This is a genomic window from Nonomuraea sp. NPDC004580, from assembly GCF_040609855.1.
GTDB lineage: Bacteria > Actinomycetota > Actinomycetes > Streptosporangiales > Streptosporangiaceae > Nonomuraea > Nonomuraea salmonea.
Genome location: NZ_JBEXLH010000062.1, coordinates 1 through 18307, shown reverse-complemented (window position 1 = coordinate 18307; position 18307 = coordinate 1). Strand labels below are relative to the sequence as shown.

Here is an 18307-nt window from a genome sequence, read left to right as displayed (position 1 = left end):
AGTGAGATTCTCAATTATCAAGCTAATGTAGCATGGTCCGCATGAACGGCGGCGAGGGGGACGGCGAGCCTGAGATCGACCTGCGGTCCTTCGCGACCCGGCTGCGCCGGATGACCGCCGAGTTCAACCGCATCGCCCACGAGTTCGCCCAGGCACAGGGCCTGCACACCACCGATGTGCAGGCGCTCATCATGATTTTCGACTCGCCCGGCCCGATCACGCCCGGCAGGCTGCGCGAGGAGCTCAATCTCACCTCGGGCGCGGTCACCGCCTGCCTCGACCGGCTGGAGCGGGCGGGGCACATCCGCCGGGTCCGCGACGCGCACGACCGGCGGGTGGTCCACCTGCACTATCGCGAGGCCGCCCAAGAGCTGGCCGGCGCGTTCTTCCGCCCGCTGGGCCGGGGCACCGAGCGGGTGCTGAGCCGGTTCAGCCCGGGCGAGCTGCGCACGGTCGCCGCCTTCTTCGACACGATGAACGAGGAACTCGCCGTCCTCCGCTCGACCCCCCGCTGACGCGAACCGCCCCCCGCCCCGCCCGCGCTGCGGTCGGCCGCCGCCCCTGGAAGCGGCGCTGGGGGCGGCGCTGGGCTTGGGGGCCGGCCCCGGGCACGCACGAGGTCCCGGGCACGAGGGTCAGGGCGTGAGGGTCAGGGCGCGAGGGTCAGGGCACGAGGGTCAGGGCACGAGGGTCAGGGCACGAGGGTCAGGGCACGAGGGTCAGGGCGCGAGGGTCAGGGCGCGAGGGTCAGGGCGCGAGGGTCAGGTCGTCGTTGAGACGACGACGCGGCGGTTCTTCGCGCGGCCCGCGGGGTCGTCCGAGCCGCCGGGCTTGGTGTTCGGGACCACCGGCTTGGTCTCGCCGTAGCCCCGCGCCTTCAGGCGCGACCGATCCAGGCCGCCCTCGGTGGCCAGCCACTCCACCACCGCCTGTGCCCGCCGTTCGGACAGTGGCTGGTTGTGGGCGTCGGTGCCCTTGGCGTCGGTGTGGCCGTCCACGGTGACCGTCGCGTCGCCGCCCGCCTTCTTCTCGATCTCGCCGGCCACCCGCCGCAGCTCGGCCGCCGCCGCGGGCTTGATCGTGGCGCTGTCGAAGTCGAAGAGCACGTCCGCCTTGATGCTGAACGCGATCGAGTCCTCCCCTTCGTACACCTCGCTCTTGCCCACCTCGTACGCCTTCAGCTCGGCCGCGGGAATCTCCACGGCCGGCACCTCCACCGCGGGCACCTCGACAGCGGGCACCTCGACCGCCGGGATGCACTCGTTCTGCTCGTTGCACGCGCTCGGCCGGATGATGAACGGCCGGATCACGAAGGGCCTGATCACGAACGGCCGGATGATGAAAGGCCGGATCACGAACGGCACGATGCCGCCGTCCTTCGGCTTGACCTGGCACACCTCGGGGGTGGACACGCCCTTCGCGCCGACGGCCTTGGCCTGCCGCCCCTCGGCGCGTACCGGGTCGAGCTTGATGCCGCCGGCGTCCACGCCGGGGATCTCGACCGGCGGGATCTCCACGGCCGGAATCTGCACCGGCGGGATCGACGCCGCGCCGAGGCAGCCGCCGGGCGCCGGCGCGATCTCGGTGCACTGGGCGGGGATGTGCAGGGCGGGGATGTCGACGCCGGGGATGGTGTGCTCGGGCACGGTGACGCCGCCGACCGTGGCGGCCGGGATGACCACGGGGTCGCTGTGCACGGCGGGGCTGTCGACGGCGGGGATCAGCGTCCCGTTCGGGCAGCTCTTCGGCTCGTCGGCGGGCATGGCGGGTGTGGTGGGTGTGGCGGGTGTGGTGGGTGTGGCGGGCGGCTGCGGGTCCCCCGGCGGGGTCGCGCTCGCGCTCGTGGCGCCCGCCGCCGTCTGGCGTTCCTCGCCGCCTCCCCCGGTCACGGGCGCGCCGCACGCCGCCAGCACCATCACGAGCAATGACGTCACGAGCAGGACCCTGGTCATGCCGCATCTCCCCATAGGACTTCAAGGTGATCCACGACAGTAGGGCATCGGCCTTCAGGATCCGCATAGCGGCCGCATCGAGGAGGCGGCAGCCCGTCCCTCTGCCCGGCGCGGACGCGGGTAGGCCGTGATGCTTGACCTTGGGCGATCAGGTGAATTTGCCCTTTCTGTGGGGAGAGGAGAGGTTCACCGGATTCCACTGAACAAGGGGTGATGGTCGTGGAGGGAGACGAGGAAGCGATTCGGGTGGGGGTGGAGGAGGAGTTCCACGTCGTCGACCTCTCCACCCGCCGCCTGGCCGCGCGAGCCGAGCTCCTGCTGGAGTCGCTGCCTCCGGAGAGCTACGCGCGTGAGCTGCAACGTTCGACGGTGGAGTCCAACAGCGCGCCGTTCTTGAAGCTGGATGACCTGGCACGCGACCTCGGGGAGCTGCGCCGGCGGCTGGTCGAGCAGGCCGACGCGGTGGAGCTGGGCATCGTCGCGGCCGGCAGCGCGCCGCTGGTCGAAAGACACGAGCAGAAGGTGTCGCAGGAGCCCCGCTATGAGCAGATGCTCAGCGACTACCAGCAGCTCACCAGGGACCAGCTCATCTGCGGCACACACGTGCACGCCCAGGTGCGCGACCCTGATCTGGCCGTCGCGGTGGCGCACCGGCTGACGCCGTGGGTGCCGCCGCTGCTGGCGCTGTCGGCCAGCTCGCCGTACTGGGACGGCGAGGACACCGGGTACGCCAGCTACCGCAGCCTGATCTGGCAGCGCTGGCCCACGGCGGGCCCGATCGACAAGTACGACTCCGCCGCCGAGTACGACGAGATGATCAAGGAGCTCATCCGCACCGGCGTCATCACCGACCCCGGGATGATCTACTCCGACATCCGTCCCTCACAGCACGTGCCCACGGTCGAGCTGCGCATCTGCGACTCCTGCCCGCGCGTCGAGGACATCGTGCTGATCACCGGCCTGTTCCGCGCGATGGTGGCGAGGGAGCTGCAGGAGATCCGCCAGGGCGTGGAGCGTACCGTGCAGCTCGCCGCCGTACGCGCGGCCTCCTGGCAGGCGGCCCGCTCGGGGCTGGAGGGCGAGCTGATCGACCCGGTGAGCGGCGTGCCCCGCCCGGCGCCGGTCGTGATCAGGCGGCTGGTCGAGGGCCTGCGGCCGCAGCTGGAGGAGACGGGCGACGCGGAGCTCGTATCCGTGCTGGTCAAGGAGGCGCTGGCCAGGGGGACGTCGGCGGAGCGGCAGCGGCGCGCGTTCGCCAGGCGGGGGCGGCTGACCGACGTGGTGGACCTGCTGCTGGCCGAGACCAGGGCGTACGGGTGGGATCGTCCAGGCGATCCGCCCGCGTACCGGTCGGCGTCGTGAGCGTGCCATGTGCGGATTGAGCGGAGAGCTGCGCTTCGACGGTGAAGAGGCCGACATCGGGGCCGTCGGGCGGATGACGGAGACGATGCACGCGCGCGGCCCCGACGGCTCCGGCCTGTGGTCGCGCGGCCCCGTCGCGCTGGGCCACCGGCGGCTGAAGATCATCGACCTGTCGGACAAGGGCGCCCAGCCGATGGTGGACGTCGAGCTTGGGCTGGCCGTGGTGTTCAACGGCTGCCTGTACAACTACGCCGAGCTGCGGCACGAGCTGCGCGGCGCCGGTTACCGCTTCTCCTCCACCTCCGACACGGAGGTGCTGATGAAGGCGTTCCACCGGTGGGGGCCGCGCTGCGTCGAACGGTTCAAGGGCATGTTCGCCTTCGCCCTGTACGAACGCGCCACCGGCCGGCTGATCCTGGGCCGCGACCGGCTCGGCATCAAGCCGATGTACCTCGCCGAGGACGGCCGCCGGCTGCGCTTCGCCTCGTCGCTGCCGGCCCTGCTGGCGTCGGGCGGGGTGGACACCGGCATCGACCCGGTGGCGCTGCACCACTACATGACCTTCCACGCGCTGGTGCCCGGCGAGCGCACGATCCTCGCGGGGGTGCGCAAGCTGCCGGCGGCGACCGTACGGGTGATCGAGGCGGACGGCACCCGCACCGACCACCGCTACTGGGACCCGCCCCACACCCGCGGCGCGCTCCCGGAGGCGGCCGGGCTGAACGGCCGCGAGTGGCAGGACGCCGTCATGGACGGGCTGCGCGCCGCCGTACGCAGGAGGACGGTCGCGGACGTGCCCGTCGGCGTGCTGCTCTCCGGCGGCCTGGACTCCAGCCTCATCGTGGCGCTGCTGGCCGAGGAGCACGAGCCGCCGGTCACGTTCAGCATCGGCTTCGAGGCGGCGGGCGGCGAGCGGGGCGACGAGTTCGGGTACTCCGACCTGGTCGCCCGCCACTTCGGCACCGATCACCACCGCATCCGCATCCCGGACGAGCGGCTGCTCGACGGGCTGCACGGCGCGGTGCGGGCGATGAGCGAGCCGATGGTCAGCCACGACTGCGTCGCCTTCTACCTGCTGTCGCAGGAGGTCGCCGAGCACGTCAAAGTGGTGCAGTCGGGACAGGGGGCCGACGAGGTGTTCGCCGGTTACCGCTGGTTCCCGCCGCTGGCCGGGGTGCCCCGCGAGCAGGCCGCCGACGTCTACGCGCGCGCGTTCTTCGACCGGCCGCACGACGAGCTGGCCGCGATCCTGCCCGAGGAACGCCTGCTCGACCACGACGCCAGCGGCGACTTCGTGCGCGAGCACCTGGCCCGGCCCGGGGCGGACACCGCGCTGGACGCCGTGCTGCGCCTGGAGACCACCGCCATGCTGGTGGACGACCCGGTCAAACGGGTGGACAACATGACGATGGCGCACGGGCTGGAGGCGCGTACCCCGTTCCTCGACCACGAGCTGGTGGAGCTGGCCGCGGCCTGCCCCGCCGAGCTGAAGCTGGCCCACGGCGGCAAGGGCGTGCTCAAGGACGCCGCCCGGCGGCTGCTGCCCGCCGAGGTCATCGACCGGCCGAAGGGGTACTTTCCCGTACCGGCGATCAGGCACGTGGACGGGGCGCTGCTCGGCCTCGTGCGTGACGTGCTGACCAGCCGGGCGGCGCGCGAGCGTGAGCTGTTCCGCCGCGACTACGTGGACCGGCTGCTCGCCGACCCGGACAGGGACAGGACGCCGACGGGCGTGAACACGTTGTGGCAGCTCGGCCTGCTGGAGCTGTGGCTGCAGACGCACGGGCTGTGATGACACGTCCCGCCGGCGAACCCCGCTCGCCCCTGCCCGTGGGCGGAGCCGGGCCGGTGTACCCGTTCGCGCTCCCCCGCCTGGACCACCTGGCTCGGCGAGAGCATCCGCATCCGGACGGGTGCCTGCTCGGCGGGCTGTCGTACCTGCCAGGGGTGGCCGGGCTGACCGCGTGGAGCTGCCTGGCGCCCGCTCTGGCGCCCGACAACAGTGCGGTCGCCTTCGTCAGCGACCACGACGGGTCGCCGCGCGTGTGGATCAGGCCGCTGCTCGGGACGGGCGAGGCGTGGGTCGTGGACACGGGGCCGCAGCCGGTGGTGGACGTGAGCTGGGCGCCGACCGGGGCACATCTCGCCGTGCTCGTCGCGCCGGGTGGCGGCGAGCACACGCAGGTGTGGACCGTTCAGCCGCACGGCGGTGACCTGCGGCTGCTCGCCGCGCCCGACGGCGGGTCGGCGGCGCTGGTGCGCTGGACCGGGCGCGGGGAGACGGTCCTCGTCACCGAGACGTCGGCGGACGGCGTGTCGAGGGCCGTGCTCGTGGACGCCGTCACCGGCGGGCGGCAGGTCATCGCCGCCGGTCCGTTGCTGCGGCCGGTGGCGGTCAGCCGCGACCACGCCAGGATGCTGCTGCGGCGCGGGCCGCGGGGCCGCCGCCGGATGTACGTGGTGGACCTGCGATCGGAGGCGCTCGGCGGGCACGAACCGAGCGGTGAGCGGCTCCTGCTGCCCGGTCTGCCCGGCTCCACCGACGACGGGGCGCTCTCCCCCGACGGCAGGACCGCGTACCTGGTGTCGGACGCCGGCCGCGACCGGGCCGCGCTGCTCGCCGTGCACCAGGGGGCCGAGGCCGTGGTGCTGGCCGAGCGGCGGGACGCCGAGCTGGACCGGTTCGCGCTGAGCGCCGACGGGCGCCGCGCGCTGCTCGTGTGGAACGCGCACGGCCGTTCCGAGCTGGACGTCATGGACTTCGAACGCGGCCGGCTCCGGCACCTCCCGCCCCCGCCCGCGGACGTGGTCACCTCCGCCCGCATCGGCTGGGACGGCACGCTGGCCGCGCTCGCCGCCGAGAGCCCGCAGGAGCCGTCGCACGTCGTGCTCTGCGACCTCGACCAGGGCCAGTACCGCTACGCGGCCGGTGCGGGGCGGCTGCCCACGGCGGCCGGCGCCGAGCTGGTGCGCTTCCCCGCGCGCGACGGGCTGGAGCTCGCCGCCTGGCTCTACCGGCCGCCGCACGCGCAGGGGCCCGCGCCGTACGTGCTGTTCCTGCACGGCGGGCCCGAGGACCAGGAGCGGCCCGCCTTCAACCCGCTCTACCAGAGCCTGCTGGCCGCCGGGATCGGGGTGTTCGCCCCGAACGTGCGCGGCTCCGGCGGGTACGGGCGGGCCTTCCGCCAGGCCGACGACCGCGAGCTGCGCTTCCGTGCCATCGACGACGTCGCCGACTGCGCGGCGGAGCTGGCCCGCATCGGCGCCGGTGACCCGTCGAGGCTGGCCTGCATGGGCTGGTCGTACGGCGGCTACCTGACGCTGGCCACGCTCGTCACCCATCCCGGCCTGTTCCGGGCCGGCGTCACCGTGAGCGGCATCGCCGACTTCGAGACCTTCTACGCCCGCACCGAACCGTGGATCGCCGCGGCGGCGGTCGGCGAGTACGGCCACCCGGACACCGACCGCCACCTGCTGCGCGCCCTGTCACCCCTGCGCGCCCTCGACCGCCTCACCGCTCCCCTGCTGGTGGTGCACGGGGCCCAGGACACCAACGTCCCGCTGTACGAGGCCGAGCAGGTGATCGCCGCGGCCGCCGCACTCGGCCTGCCCTGCGAGTCGTTGCTCTTCGACGACGAGGGCCACGAGATCCGCCGCATCGCCAACCGCGTCAGCTACGTCTCCAGGGTCACGGACTGGCTCTCCGCCCACCTGCACCCCCACCGCTGAACGCGCGCACCACCCGGCTCGGGGAGGCAGGCCACCCGAGCACGGCGGAGGAGGTGGGCCGGGCGCGGCGGAGGAGGTAACCCAGGCGCGGCGGGGCAGGTCGCCCGCGCCTCGGCCGGTGCCGTCACGGCGCGTCAGTAGGGGCGGCCGGTGCCTTCGCCGGGGAGGTAGCCGCCGTCGTCGGCGCCCGTGCGGCCGGAGCCGCCGTCCGGGTCGTCCTCCTCGTCCGAGGCCACCCAGTCGACGTCGGCGCTGATGTGTTCGCCGCCGCGCAGCGCCCCTTCCGGCTCTGACGGTGGTTCGCCCTCGTCGTCCACGATGAGGCCGTGTTCCGACTCGTCCACCGGGCCTTGCACGCGGAAACCCGGGTCGCCCGGTTCGCCCCGCTGCTCGCGCTGGTCCTCCGGCATGGGGTGCGGGCTCGGGCCGTAGGTGGCGACGTGGTCCTCTATCTCGTCCGTACGGGAGGCGACGGCCTTCTCGTCCGACCCCGCCGTCACCGACCATTCGTCGTCGCGGCCCGTGACGTATCCCATGGGCTCGGCGTACCCGGAGTCGTCGGAGCCGGTGATGCCGGCGGGCCCCACGTCGCCGCCCATGTTGTGCAGGTCGGGGTCGAACGTCGTGCCTTTGTCCTGCTCCCTGCGCTTGTCGTCGTCGTCCTTGCTCGCCATGGTCCTCCCCTCACTCCGGCTCTATGTGCATGGCGGCCTCCTCGGCGGTGAAGCCGCCGCCGTCTGGGCCGACCTCGGTGGCGATCTCGTCGGGCTCGTCGTCCCCGTGCGCGCCCTCGTCGGAGGCGACGAGGCGACCGGCGGGCCGCGGCTCGTCCCACACCTGCCCGGACGGCTCCTCGGGTTGCGCGCCGGGCACGGGGTCGACGCCGCTGTCCCGCTCGCGGCGGGTGTCGAGGTCGGAGCCGACGCCGAGGCCGCCCTCCTCGGTCACCCGATCCACGGCGGGGGCGCCGGAGTCGTCACCGGCCCGGGGCCCGGCGGTCGCCCCCTCCTCCACCCCGAACTGGGGCTTGTCCTCGGGCACCTCCCGATCCAGCCGCCCGGACAGCGACTCGCCCTGGATCTGCTCGTCGTCGGTGGTGCCGAACTCCTCCACGGCCACCGGCTCGTCGGCGGGCAGGGGCGCCTCCTGTGGATCGACCGCCCACTGCTGCTGCGGCGTGCCGTCCTGGAGATCCGGTATGCCTTCGTCCTCGAACCGCGAACGAGGATCGTGCTCTGGTACGTGATGACTCATCTCAACTCCCTCAATTCGCCCGCTGCCCCCAAGGTCTCCGCAGTAACGCGGCCCGCGCCCCGCCAGGCGAAGCGCGGGGGGCCAGGAAGTGCGGGTGGCCAGGAAGTGCGGGCCGCCAGGGAGTGCGGGGCCCCTCACTCCGCCGGCTCGCCGTCCTCCGTGCCGGAGGTGAGGTCCTCGGCCGTCTGGCCGGACTGGCGCAGGGCCTCCTCCATCGCCGCCTGGCCGGCGTGCCTGGGCTCGTCCGCGGGCTCGCGGGCGTTCCGCTCGTCTTCCTGGGCCGCGTCCAGCAGCCGCTCGGTGTCGGTTTTCGCCGCGTTCTCATCAGGAGTGGTCATGCGGCTACGGCTACCCCCCGCGTCGAGCAGCGAACGCCCAGGTGGGGGCGGACGGCAGCCTGGACGCGCTGGAGCTGACGGCGGGCAGCTCGCTGCTCAACCCCATGTACCTGTTCCGCGGGGACGCGCCGGTCAAGGAGTTCGCCGCGGCGTTCCGGCCGCCGCAGCGGTGGGGCGTCCGCGCCATGGCCGAGGGCTTCGACATCGTGGCCATGGGCCGGGCCCTGCTCAAGGAGCCCGGCCTCATCGAGCCCGATCGCTCAGGCGGGCTCGTGACGCCAGCCCGAGGGGGCCGTGGAGGTGACCGTGACCTCGCCGCCTGACCGGGTGACCGTGAAGCGGGCCGGAGTGCCGGTCGCGGGGTCGGTGACGGTGAGCGTGGTCTCGCCGTCGGGCCCGGGGTAGACGCGCAGGGTGAGGCCGTCGAGGTAGGCGTAGTCGGGCCGGTCGTCCCTGGCGCCGACGGGCAGCACGGCGCCCTCGCGTACGTAGATCGGCATCGAGGTGAAGCCGTGCCGCTCGGTACGCCAGCGCCCGCCCTGCACCCGCTCCCCCGTCAGGTAGTTCGTCCACGTGCCGTCGGGCAGGTAGAACTCCACCGTCCCGTCGGGGGTGAAGACGGGCGCGACGAGCAGGTCGGGGCCCAGCATGTACTGGGTGTCGAGGTGGGCGGCGTTGCGGTCGCCGGGGAACTCCATCGCCATCGGCCGCATCACCGGCGTGCCGCTCTCGTGCGCCTCCACGCCCGCCTGGTACAGGTACGGCATCAGGCGCAGCTTGAGCTTGGTGAACAGCCGGGTGACCTCGACCGCCTCCTCGTCGAACGCCCACGGCACCCGGTAGGACGACGAGCCGTGCAGCCGCGAGTGCGAGGACATCAGCCCGAAGGCCGCCCACCGCTTGAACACGCCGGGGTCGGGCGTGCCCTCGAAGCCGCCGATGTCGTGGCTCCAGAACGAGAAGCCGGAGAAGGCCAGTGACAGGCCGCCGCGCAGGCTCTCGGCCATCGACTCGTAGGAGGAGCCGGAGTCGCCGCCCCAGTGGACGGGCAGCCGCTGCCCGCCGGCCGTGGCCGAGCGGGCGAACAGCACCGCCTCGCCCCGCCCGCGCCGCTCCTCCAGCACCTCGAACACGGCCTCGTTGTAGAGCTGGGTGTAGAGATTGTGCATGCGCTCGGGGGCGGAGCCGTCGTGGTAGACGACGTCGAGCGGGATGCGCTCGCCGAAGTCGGTCTTGAACGCGTCCACGCCCTGGTCGAGCAGGCCGCGCAGCTTCGACTGGAACCACCGCGTCGCGTCGGGGTCGGTGAAGTCGACCAGCCCCATGCCGGCCTGCCACATGTCCCACTGCCAGACGCCCCCGTCCGGCCGCCGCAGGAGGTAACCGCGCTCGGCGGCCTCGGCGAACAGCGGCGAGCGCTGCCCGATGTACGGGTTGATCCACACGCAGACCCGCAGGTCCTTGGCGTGCAGCCGGGCCAGCATGCCCTCGGGGTCGGGGAAGACGCGCGGGTCCCAGGCGAAGTCGCACCAGTTGAACTCGCGCATCCAGAAGCAGTCGAAGTGGAAGACCGACAGCGGCAGGTCACGCTCGGCCATGCCGTCGATGAAGGAGGTGACGGTCCGCTCGTCGTAGTCGGTGGTGAACGAGGTGGACAGCCACAGCCCGTACGACCAGGCGGGCAGCCGGGCGGGGCGGCCGGTGAGCGCGGTGTAGCGTTCGATGATCTGCTTGGGGGTGGGCCCGTAGATGACGAAGTACTCCAGGCTCTCGTCCTCGACGGAGAACTGCACCCGCTGCACCACCTCCGACCCCACCTCGTACGACACGTGCCCCGGGTGGTTGACGAAGACGCCGTAGCCGCGGTTGGTGAGGTAGAACGGCACGTTCTTGTACGCCTGCTCGGAGGAGGTGCCCCCGTCGGCGTTCCAGATGTCGACCGTCTGCCCGTTCTTGGCCAGCGGCCCGAAGCGCTCGCCGAGCCCGTAGACCACCTCGCCGACGCCGAGCGAGAGCTGCTGGGCGAGGTGGGCGGACGGCCCCGTCCTGGGCTTGCCGACCGGCCCCGGGTCGGTCTGGGCGTCGGCGGCGAGCTGGAAGTAGCCGATCGACTTGTGCCCGCTCGTGGTGAGCGGCCGGTCGTCGGCGTGGAAGGCCAGGTTCCAGGGGGCGCCGGGCGTCACGGTGGCGCTGAGCGCGCCGCTGGTGAGCGTCGTGCCGTCGGCCTTGGCCGGGCCATCGCCCGGCAGGTCGAAGCCGCGCTGCTCGCCGCCGCCCCTGTGGTGGTCGATGCGGACGCGGATCACGTTCTCCAGCGGTGACGACAGCCGCAGGGTCAGCACCGGGCGGTTGAGGGTGTCGCCGCGCCGGGTGATGACGGTGGTGGGCGCGGTCACGGTGATCGCGTCGGCGCCGGCGTCGATGTCGTAGGCCTCGGCCGCGTACAGCGCGGTGACGCCTGGACGTAGCTGCCAGAGCCCGTCGGTGAACTTCATGCCCATCAACCTTTCAGGCCGCCGGCGAGCAGGTCCGCGCGCCAGAAGCGCTGCAGGACCAGCAGGAGGATGATCAGCGGGATGACCGCGACGGCGGAGCCGGTGATGACCAGCGAGTAGAGGTCGCCGTCGCCCGCGCCCTTGCCGAGGAACGTGTACAGGCCCAGCGTGATCGGGTATTTGTCCTGGTCGGAGAGCATGATGAAGGGCAGCAGGAAGTTGTTCCAGATGCCGACGAACTGCAGCAGGAACACCGTCACCAGGCCCTGGATCATCATCGGCAGCACGATCGTGACGAAGATCCGCAGCTCGCCGGCGCCGTCCAGGCGGGCCGCCTCCAGCGTGCTCTCCGGCACCGACGCCACCGCGAACACCCGGCACAGGAAGATCCCGAACGGGTTGATGATCACCGGCAGCAGCACCGACCAGTGCGTCCCGGCCAGGCCCACGGCGGCCAGCAGCAGATACTGCGGCACCGCCAGCACCACGCCGGGCACCAGCACGCCGGCCAGGATCGCCGAGAACAGCACCTGCCGGCCGCGGAAGCGGAACTTCGCCAGGGCGTAACCGGCCATCGCCGCCACCAGGGTCGACAGCACCGCGCCGAGCCCCGCGTAGATGAGCGAGTTGAGGCCCCACTTCCAGAACTGGCCGCCCCCGTACGTGCTGAGGTCGATCAGGTTGTCGATCAGCCCGGTGCCCGGCGCGAACGAGAACGTGGTGAACAGCTCGCGCGAGGTCTTCGACGCGGCCAGCACCACCCAGGCGACGGGCGTCAGGCAGTAGAGCGCACCGAGCAGCAGCACGACCAGCGCCAGCCGCGGCCTGCGCCGCTTCACCCCGCGCCGCCGGCCGAACTGGCGGTCGCCGGTGCTCGTGACGGCGGTCATGCGTTGTCTCCGAAGGTCCGGCGCTGGAAGAAGCGCAGCAACAGCAGCGAGATGGCGAGGATCCCGACGGCCAGCACCACGGACGCGGCAGCGGCCCCGCCCAGGTTGTCGTTCGAGAACGCCTCTTGGTAGATCTTCATCAGCGGCACCCACGTCCAGCTGATCGTGGTCGTCATCGGCCGCAGCGTGGCCGGCTCGCTGTAGAGCTGGAGCGTGCCGATCACCGAGAACAGGCCGGTGAGCACGAGCGCGGGCGCCACCAGCGGGATCTTGATTCGCCAGGCGATCTGCAGCTCACTGGCGCCGTCGATGCGGGCCGCCTCGTAGACCGAGGTGGGGATGGCGCGCAGCGACGTGAAGATGATGATCATGTTGAAGCCGACGCCCGACCAGAGCGCGATGTTGGCCAGCGAGAAGTAGAGGGCGGGGAAGCCGAAGAAGTCCAGCGGCCCCGCGTTCAGCTCGCGGGCGATGTAGGTGATCGGGCTCGTGCTGGGCAGGTACAGGAAGCCCCACAGCAGGCTGGCGATGACGCCGGGCACCGCGTACGGCAGGAAGATCGCCGTACGCGCGAAGCCGCGCGCCCGCACCCTCGGGGTGTCGAGCAGCAGCGCGAACAGCAGGGCCAGGCCGAGCACGCTCGGGATGGAGATCACCCCGTACAGCAGCACGCGGCCGAGCCCAGCGGCGTACTCGGGGTCGCTCAGCGCGGCGGTGTAGTTGTCCAGCCCGACGAAGGTCTGCACGCGCCGCCCGAACGCCCCGCCGCCTTCGACGCGGAAGCCGCGGAAGCTCAGGTAGATCGCGTAACCGATCGGGATGACCATGAACAGCGTGAACAGCACGATCGCCGGCGAGGCGAACAGCCATGGGGTGGCGACGGCGCGCAGGCGGGTGCGGCGGCCGGCGGAGGAGGCGGGCATGAGACGTCCAGGATGGGTCGAGCCGGGGGCCCTGGCGGGCCCCCGCGCTTCTTACTGGGTGACGGTGTAACCGGACTTCTGCAGGTCGGCGACCACCGCCTGCTGCGTGGCCTGGTACACCTCCCGGAAGGAGGACTTGGCCAGCGCGGCCTTGTTGAGCGCGTCGCCGAAGGCGCTCTGCGCCACGTTGACGTTCGGCCCCCAGGTGACCGGGATGGTGGTGTTCTTGATCACCTGGTCGGTGACCTGGTAGAAGTCCTTCTGCTGCGGCATCAGCTTAGGCGGCTCGTGCGCGAGCGTGGCCTGCCGGCCGGCGTTGCCGCCGGGGAAGAGGTCGAGGCCGAGCAGCAGCTTCGAGCCCTCCTCCGAGGCGCCCAGCCAGGCCGCGAACTTCGCCGCCTCGGCGGCGTGCTTCGACTTCTCCGGCACCAGGAACGCCGACCCGCCGAGGAACGGCACGGCCGGGTCGCCCTTCGTCCACTGCGGCAGCGGCGCCGACTCCCACTTGCCCGCGGTGTCGGGCGCGACCGTGTAGAGCACGCTCGGCGCCCAGGCCGCGGCCGCCCAGCTGAGGATCTTGCCCTTGTTGACCTGGGCGTTCCACTCCGGCGTGAGCAGCGGCTCCACCTTGACCAGGTCGCGCTCGACGAGGTCCTGCCAGAAGTCGGCGGTCTTCAGCGACGGCTCGCTCGCGATGCCGACCTTCCAGCTGTTGCCGTCGGTGCTCCACCACTGCGCGCCGGCCTGGGCGGCCTGCGCGGCGAAGAACTCGAGCTGGCTGGCGGCGAAGCTGGCGATGTAGGCCTCGGGGTCCTTCTTGTGGATCTTCTCGGCGGCGTCGGCGTACTCGGCCCACGTGGTGGGGACCTTCACGCCGAACTTGTCGAACAGGTCCTTGCGATAGGTGAGCACCATCGGGCCGATGTCCTGGGGGACGCCGTACACCTGGTTGTTGAAGGTGGTCTGGGCCCAGATGTTCGGGTCGACGTTCGCCTTGACGGGCGCCACGTCGGCGGTGATGTCCTTGACGGCGCCCGCCACGACCAGCGCGGGCACCCCGCGGTACTCGATCTGCACCACGTCAGGGGTGTCGCCGGCCTGGTCGGCGGCCAGCAGCTTGGCGGCGGTGTCGGACGTGCCGCCCACCTCCGAGAGCTTGACCGTGACGTTGGGGTTGAGCTCGTGGTACCTGTCCACGATCGCCTGCGCGCCGGGGTCGCTGCCCTTGAGGCTCCAGGTCCAGAACTGCAGCGTGACCGGACCGTCCGCGCTCGCCGTGCCCGAGGATTCCGGCTCGCTCGAACCGCATGCGGCCAGCGACGCCGTCAGGGCCGCGACCAGTGCGGCGGCGCCCAGGAGCGTCCTGCGCCTGCGGCGCGGGGGCAGGGAGGGTGGGGTCATGGCGGTCTCCTCGGACAGCTGCTCTCCGGCGGGGGGCCGGGTCTTGCGTGGGGTTCCTAACCTGATGTTAACGTTGTCATTCTGTCAAGCCCCTTCTTGTAACATGCCACCGGAGCCCGCCCCCGTGCCTGCCTTCCGCAACCCCGTCCTGCCCGGCTGCCATCCGGACCCGTCGATCTGCCGGGTCGGGGCCGACTTCTACCTGGTCACCTCGTCGTTCGCGTACTTCCCTGGACTGCCCGTCTTCCACAGCCGTGACCTGGTGCGATGGCGGCAGCTCGGCCACGTGGTGGACCGGCCGGGCCTGCTGCCGCTGGAGGGGCTCGACGTCTCCGACGGGCTGTGGGCGCCGACCATCCGCCACCACGAGGGCCGGTTCTACGTCGTGTCCACGCTCGCCGTGGAGCGGCGCGGCCGGATCACCTTCGTCGCCACCGCCGACGACCCGGCCGGGCCGTGGTCGGACCCGGTGCCGCTGGAGGCCGAGGGCATCGACCCCTCGCTGTTCTTCGACGACGACGGCCGCTGCTGGTTCACCGCCTGCCGGGACGCCGCAGGCGACGTCGGGCCGGGCGAGTTGTGGATGCGGGAGCTGGATCTCGAGCGGCTGAAGCTCGTGGGGCCGACCCACGTGCTGTGGCACGGCGCCGTACGAGGGGCGTGGGTGGAGGCGCCGCACCTGTACAAGCGGGACGGGACGTACCATCTGATCGCGGCCGAGGGCGGCACCGAGCGCAACCACAGCGTCACCGCCGCCCGCTCGGAAACCGTCACCGGCCCGTACGTCACCGACCCGCGCAGCCCCCTGCTCACCCACCGGCACCGGGACCCCGGCGAGCCGGTGCACAACGTGGGCCACGCCGACCTGGTGGACACGCCCGACGGCGAGACGTGGGCGGTGACGCTGGGCGTCCGCCCCATCGACGGCACCCACACGCTGGGCCGCGAGACCTTCCTGGTGCCCGTCACCTGGACGCCCGCCGGGCCGGTCTTCGCCCCTGAGTCAGGCGGCGTCCGCCTGGACGAACGCCTCCCCTCGATCGCCGCCGCCCTCCCCGAGGACGAGCCGCCGGCCGGGCGGGAGCACTTCGACGGGCCGGTGCTCGGGCCGGAGTGGAACAGCCTGCGCGGCCCGGTGGACGACCGGGTCAGGCCGGGCGGCGGGCTGGAGATCGAGGCCGGTCCCGAGCCGCTCGCGTCCCTGGGGGTGCCGGCGTTCGTCGGGCGGCGGCAGCAGCACGTCCGTTTCCGTGCCCGTACCAGCCTCGCCTTCACGGGCGCGCGACCGGGCGCGGAGGCGGGGCTGGCGGTCTTCCAGAACCAGGACCAGCACGCGACGCTCGCCCTCATCGACGGCGAGGCGGTGCTGTCCGTACGGGAGTCGGGCGTCCCCACCCGCCTGGCCACCGCGCCGGTGCACGGGGAGGCGTTGCTGGAGGTGGAGGGCGACGAGACCGGCTACACCTTCCGCGCCGGCTGCGCCACCACCACCTGCGCCACCAACTGCGCCACCAACTGGGCCACCAACTGGGCCACCCTCGGCACGGTCGAGCGCGCCGTACTCAGCACCGAGCGCGCCGGCGGGTTCGTCGGCGTCTACCTGGGCCTTTATGCCTCCGGCGGCGGGCGGGCCAGGTTCGGCTGGTTCGACTACGAGCCGGCCTGATCCCTGGGCGGGGCGGTGCTGCGGCGGACCACCAGCTCGGGCGGGATGCGCTCGGTCGCGGGCGCGTCGCCCTTGATCCGCCCCAGCAGCTGCTCGACGCAGCGCTCGCCGAGCCCGAGGAAGTCCTGACGGACGGTGGTCAGCGCGGGCACCAGGTACGCGGCTCCTGGTATGTCGTCGAATCCGACGAGCGAGACGTCCTGTGGCACCCGCACGCCCAGCTCGGCGAAGGCCGCCAGCACCCCCATGGCCATCTGGTCGTTGCCGGTGAAGATCGCGGTCGGCGGCTCGGCATCGTGCCGCGTCACGAGGTAGGTGGCCAGCCGGTAGCCGCTGTTGCCGGTGAAGTCGCCCTCAAGCAGCTCGCCCTGGGCCTCGGGCACCTCCGCCAGCGCGGCCCGCCAGCCGTCCACCCGGGCCCGCGCGTCGTAGGTGCGCAGCGCGCCCGTGAGGTAGGCGATGCGGCGATGCCCCAGCTGCAGCAGGTGGCGTACGGCCATTCGCGCCCCCAGCTCCTGGTCCAGCTCGACGAAACCGAGGTCGGGGTTGGGCACCGTGCCGGACACGATGACCGTCACCGGCACGTCGGTGGCGATCTCGGCCAGCGCGTCCACCACCATCGGCCGGTCGCCGATCACCGCGACCGCCTCCACCGCCTGGTCGGTGAGCCGCCGCAGCGTCTCGGCGAAGTCGCGGGTGCTGCCGCCCTGCCAGCTCGCCAGGTTCACCCAGTAGCCGGCGCGCTGGGCCGCGCTCTGCACGCCGCGCAGCATCCTGGGCAGCTCGTACAGCTCGGCGCCCGCCAGCACCACGCCGATCGTGGAGGAGCGGCGGCTCTTGAGCGCGCGGGCGACGCTGTTGCGCCGGTAGCCGAGCTTCTCGATGGCGGCCTCGACCCTGGCCCGGGTCTCGGGGCGTACGGAGGGGTGGTCGTTGAGCACACGGGATACGGTGACGTGGGACACGCCTGCCTCGCGTGCCACGTCCACCATGCCCGGTGCCCGATTCATGTTCGTACTCCCGCCTCCGCAGAAGACGGATCATATAGGGCATGCCACGGTCGCAGGGGTACGCCTTTGCGGCGTACGCGACGCGCTGTCCGGCGAATGCCCGGTTTTCGTCCTGGTGACCGGCCGCTTTCACCCGCGAAGATGAAGGGCCGATGACGCCATTCTCGCCGGCGCGGGGCCCGCCTGCCGCACGTGCGGCTCCGGGCGATGATCCACCGCGACGACATTTTCTGCTTTTCGCACGATCACGCGATCAATGCCCAGCTCAGAACATTTATACCGCCATTTCGGACACACCTCCGAAATAAACAGACATGACACCCCTAGGTGTTACGGATGGTCTCGTAGACTCCACCCCGGTGGGGGGCACGGGGTATGGGCGATGCGCATGGATCGAGGGGTCACCATGTCTGCTGGAATTGTTCAGGAGGGTCAGAGTCTGGGAGCGCTCATCCGGGCGTGGCGCAACAGGGCGCTGCTGACCCAGGAGGAGCTGGCGAGCAAGACCGGGGTCAATGTCCGGACGATCCGCCGGCTGGAGGGCGACGCGGTGGAGCGGCCCCGCAGCAGGTCGCTCCGGCTGCTGGCCGAGGCGCTCCAGCTCGACCCGCTCGAACAGGCCGCCTTCGCCGCCGCCGCCCAGGCGGGCCCTCCTCCCCCGCCCGCCGAGCAGGCTGCCGGCGCCGAGGCCGAAGGCGGGCGGCGCGTGCCGCGGCAGCTGCCCGTCGGGGTGTCCAGGTTCGCGGCCAGGACGGAAGAGCTGGCGGAGCTGGACCAGCTGCTGAGGCCGCAGGCGGACGGCGCGGCCACCCGGATCTGCGTCGTCTCCGGCATGGCCGGGGTCGGCAAGACGTGCCTGGCGCTGCACTGGGCGCACCGGGCCCGCGGCCGGTTCCCCGACGGCCAGCTCTACGTGAACCTCAAGGGCTTCTGCCCGTCGGGCGACGCCGTGGACCCGCGCGACGCCCTGGGCACGTTCCTTGAGGCGCTGGGCGTACCGCCCCGGCAGATCCCCGACGACCTCGCCGCACGTTCCGCCCTCTACCGCACGACGCTGTCCGACAGGCGGGTCCTCATCGTGCTCGACAACGCCCTGGAGGCCGAGCAGGTCAAGCCGCTGCTGCCCGCGACCCCGTCCTGCGCGGTGGTGGTGACCAGCCGCAACACGCTGACCGGCCTGGTCGCGACGGAGGCGGCCGCCGCGCTGACCCTCGACCTGCTGCGCGACGACGAGGCCAGGGAGCTGCTGGCCGGCCGTCTGGGCGCGGCCCGCGTCGCCGCCGAGCC

At 72.3% G+C, this 18307-nt stretch carries 16 protein-coding genes; 7 read left to right on the top strand and 9 right to left on the bottom strand.

The window, feature by feature from the left end:
* Positions 1 to 41: 41 nt before the first annotated feature.
* Positions 42 to 515 carry a MarR family transcriptional regulator gene (locus ABZW11_RS38240; RefSeq protein ID WP_355428589.1) on the top strand — a complete coding sequence of 158 codons (474 nt, stop codon included), beginning with the start codon at positions 42 to 44 and terminating at the stop codon, positions 513 to 515.
* A gap of 246 nt (positions 516 to 761) precedes the next feature.
* On the opposite strand, the gene ABZW11_RS38235 is transcribed toward ABZW11_RS38240, so the two are convergent.
* Positions 762 to 1952: an OmpA family protein gene (locus ABZW11_RS38235; protein WP_355428586.1), complete on the bottom strand. Its 1191-nt coding sequence runs from the start codon at positions 1950 to 1952 to the stop codon at positions 762 to 764.
* 219 nt (positions 1953 to 2171) lie between these two features.
* On the opposite strand from ABZW11_RS38235, the gene ABZW11_RS38230 reads away from it, so the two are divergent.
* From ABZW11_RS38230 to ABZW11_RS38220, 3 genes are read left to right on the top strand one after another with little or no spacing between them, the layout of a single operon-like run.
* Entirely contained in the window at positions 2172 to 3314 is a 1143-nt protein-coding gene (locus ABZW11_RS38230) for a glutamate--cysteine ligase (RefSeq protein WP_355428583.1), read from the top strand.
* Positions 3315 to 3321: 7 nt separating this feature from the next.
* On the top strand, positions 3322 to 5106 hold the full coding sequence (locus ABZW11_RS38225; RefSeq protein ID WP_355428580.1) for an N-acetylglutaminylglutamine amidotransferase: 1785 nt from the start codon (positions 3322 to 3324) through the stop codon (positions 5104 to 5106).
* A complete protein-coding gene (locus ABZW11_RS38220; protein ID WP_355428678.1) occupies positions 5106 to 7043 on the top strand; it encodes an alpha/beta fold hydrolase in 1938 nt (645 codons plus the stop codon). The genes ABZW11_RS38225 and ABZW11_RS38220 overlap by 1 nt, the downstream gene beginning before the upstream one ends.
* 134 nt (positions 7044 to 7177) lie before the next feature.
* On the opposite strand, the gene ABZW11_RS38215 is transcribed toward ABZW11_RS38220, so the two are convergent.
* The 3 genes from ABZW11_RS38215 to ABZW11_RS38205 form a co-directional block, all read right to left on the bottom strand.
* Positions 7178 to 7717, bottom strand: coding sequence for a hypothetical protein (locus ABZW11_RS38215; protein ID WP_355428578.1), 540 nt, complete (start codon positions 7715 to 7717; stop codon positions 7178 to 7180).
* Positions 7718 to 7727: 10 nt separating this feature from the next.
* Positions 7728 to 8297, bottom strand: coding sequence for a DUF5709 domain-containing protein (locus tag ABZW11_RS38210; protein WP_355428575.1), 570 nt, complete (start codon positions 8295 to 8297; stop codon positions 7728 to 7730).
* 134 nt (positions 8298 to 8431) lie between these two features.
* Entirely contained in the window at positions 8432 to 8635 is a 204-nt protein-coding gene (locus ABZW11_RS38205) for a hypothetical protein (protein WP_355428572.1), read from the bottom strand.
* Positions 8636 to 8676: 41 nt separating this feature from the next.
* On the opposite strand from ABZW11_RS38205, the gene ABZW11_RS38200 reads away from it, so the two are divergent.
* Complete coding sequence (locus ABZW11_RS38200; RefSeq protein ID WP_355428569.1) at positions 8677 to 8958, top strand: hypothetical protein; 282 nt, start codon at positions 8677 to 8679, stop codon at positions 8956 to 8958.
* Here the strand turns inward: ABZW11_RS38200 and yicI are convergent.
* The 4 genes from yicI to ABZW11_RS38180 are packed head-to-tail and all read right to left on the bottom strand — an operon-like array spanning position 8896 to position 14344.
* Complete coding sequence (yicI, locus tag ABZW11_RS38195; RefSeq protein WP_355428566.1) at positions 8896 to 11130, bottom strand: alpha-xylosidase; 2235 nt, start codon at positions 11128 to 11130, stop codon at positions 8896 to 8898. The genes ABZW11_RS38200 and yicI overlap by 63 nt on opposite strands.
* 5 nt (positions 11131 to 11135) lie before the next feature.
* Positions 11136 to 12020, bottom strand: a complete 885-nt coding sequence (locus ABZW11_RS38190) for a carbohydrate ABC transporter permease (protein ID WP_355428563.1) — start codon at positions 12018 to 12020, stop codon at positions 11136 to 11138.
* Positions 12017 to 12943, bottom strand: coding sequence for a sugar ABC transporter permease (locus ABZW11_RS38185; RefSeq protein ID WP_355428561.1), 927 nt, complete (start codon positions 12941 to 12943; stop codon positions 12017 to 12019). Before ABZW11_RS38185 ends, ABZW11_RS38190 begins: the two co-directional genes overlap by 4 nt.
* A gap of 51 nt (positions 12944 to 12994) precedes the next feature.
* Positions 12995 to 14344 carry an extracellular solute-binding protein gene (locus ABZW11_RS38180; RefSeq protein ID WP_355428558.1) on the bottom strand — a complete coding sequence of 450 codons (1350 nt, stop codon included), beginning with the start codon at positions 14342 to 14344 and terminating at the stop codon, positions 12995 to 12997.
* Between the two features lie 124 nt (positions 14345 to 14468).
* Between ABZW11_RS38180 and ABZW11_RS38175 the strand changes: the two genes are divergently transcribed.
* Entirely contained in the window at positions 14469 to 16010 is a 1542-nt protein-coding gene (locus ABZW11_RS38175) for a glycoside hydrolase family 43 protein (protein ID WP_355428555.1), read from the top strand.
* Here ABZW11_RS38175 and ABZW11_RS38170 read toward each other — a convergent pair.
* Positions 15995 to 17020 carry a LacI family DNA-binding transcriptional regulator gene (locus ABZW11_RS38170; protein WP_355428551.1) on the bottom strand — a complete coding sequence of 342 codons (1026 nt, stop codon included), beginning with the start codon at positions 17018 to 17020 and terminating at the stop codon, positions 15995 to 15997. The genes ABZW11_RS38175 and ABZW11_RS38170 overlap by 16 nt on opposite strands.
* Before the next feature lie 406 nt (positions 17021 to 17426).
* Here ABZW11_RS38170 and ABZW11_RS38165 point away from each other — a divergent pair.
* On the top strand, positions 17427 to 18307 hold an 881-nt coding region (locus ABZW11_RS38165; protein WP_355428548.1), incomplete at its 3' end, for an AAA family ATPase.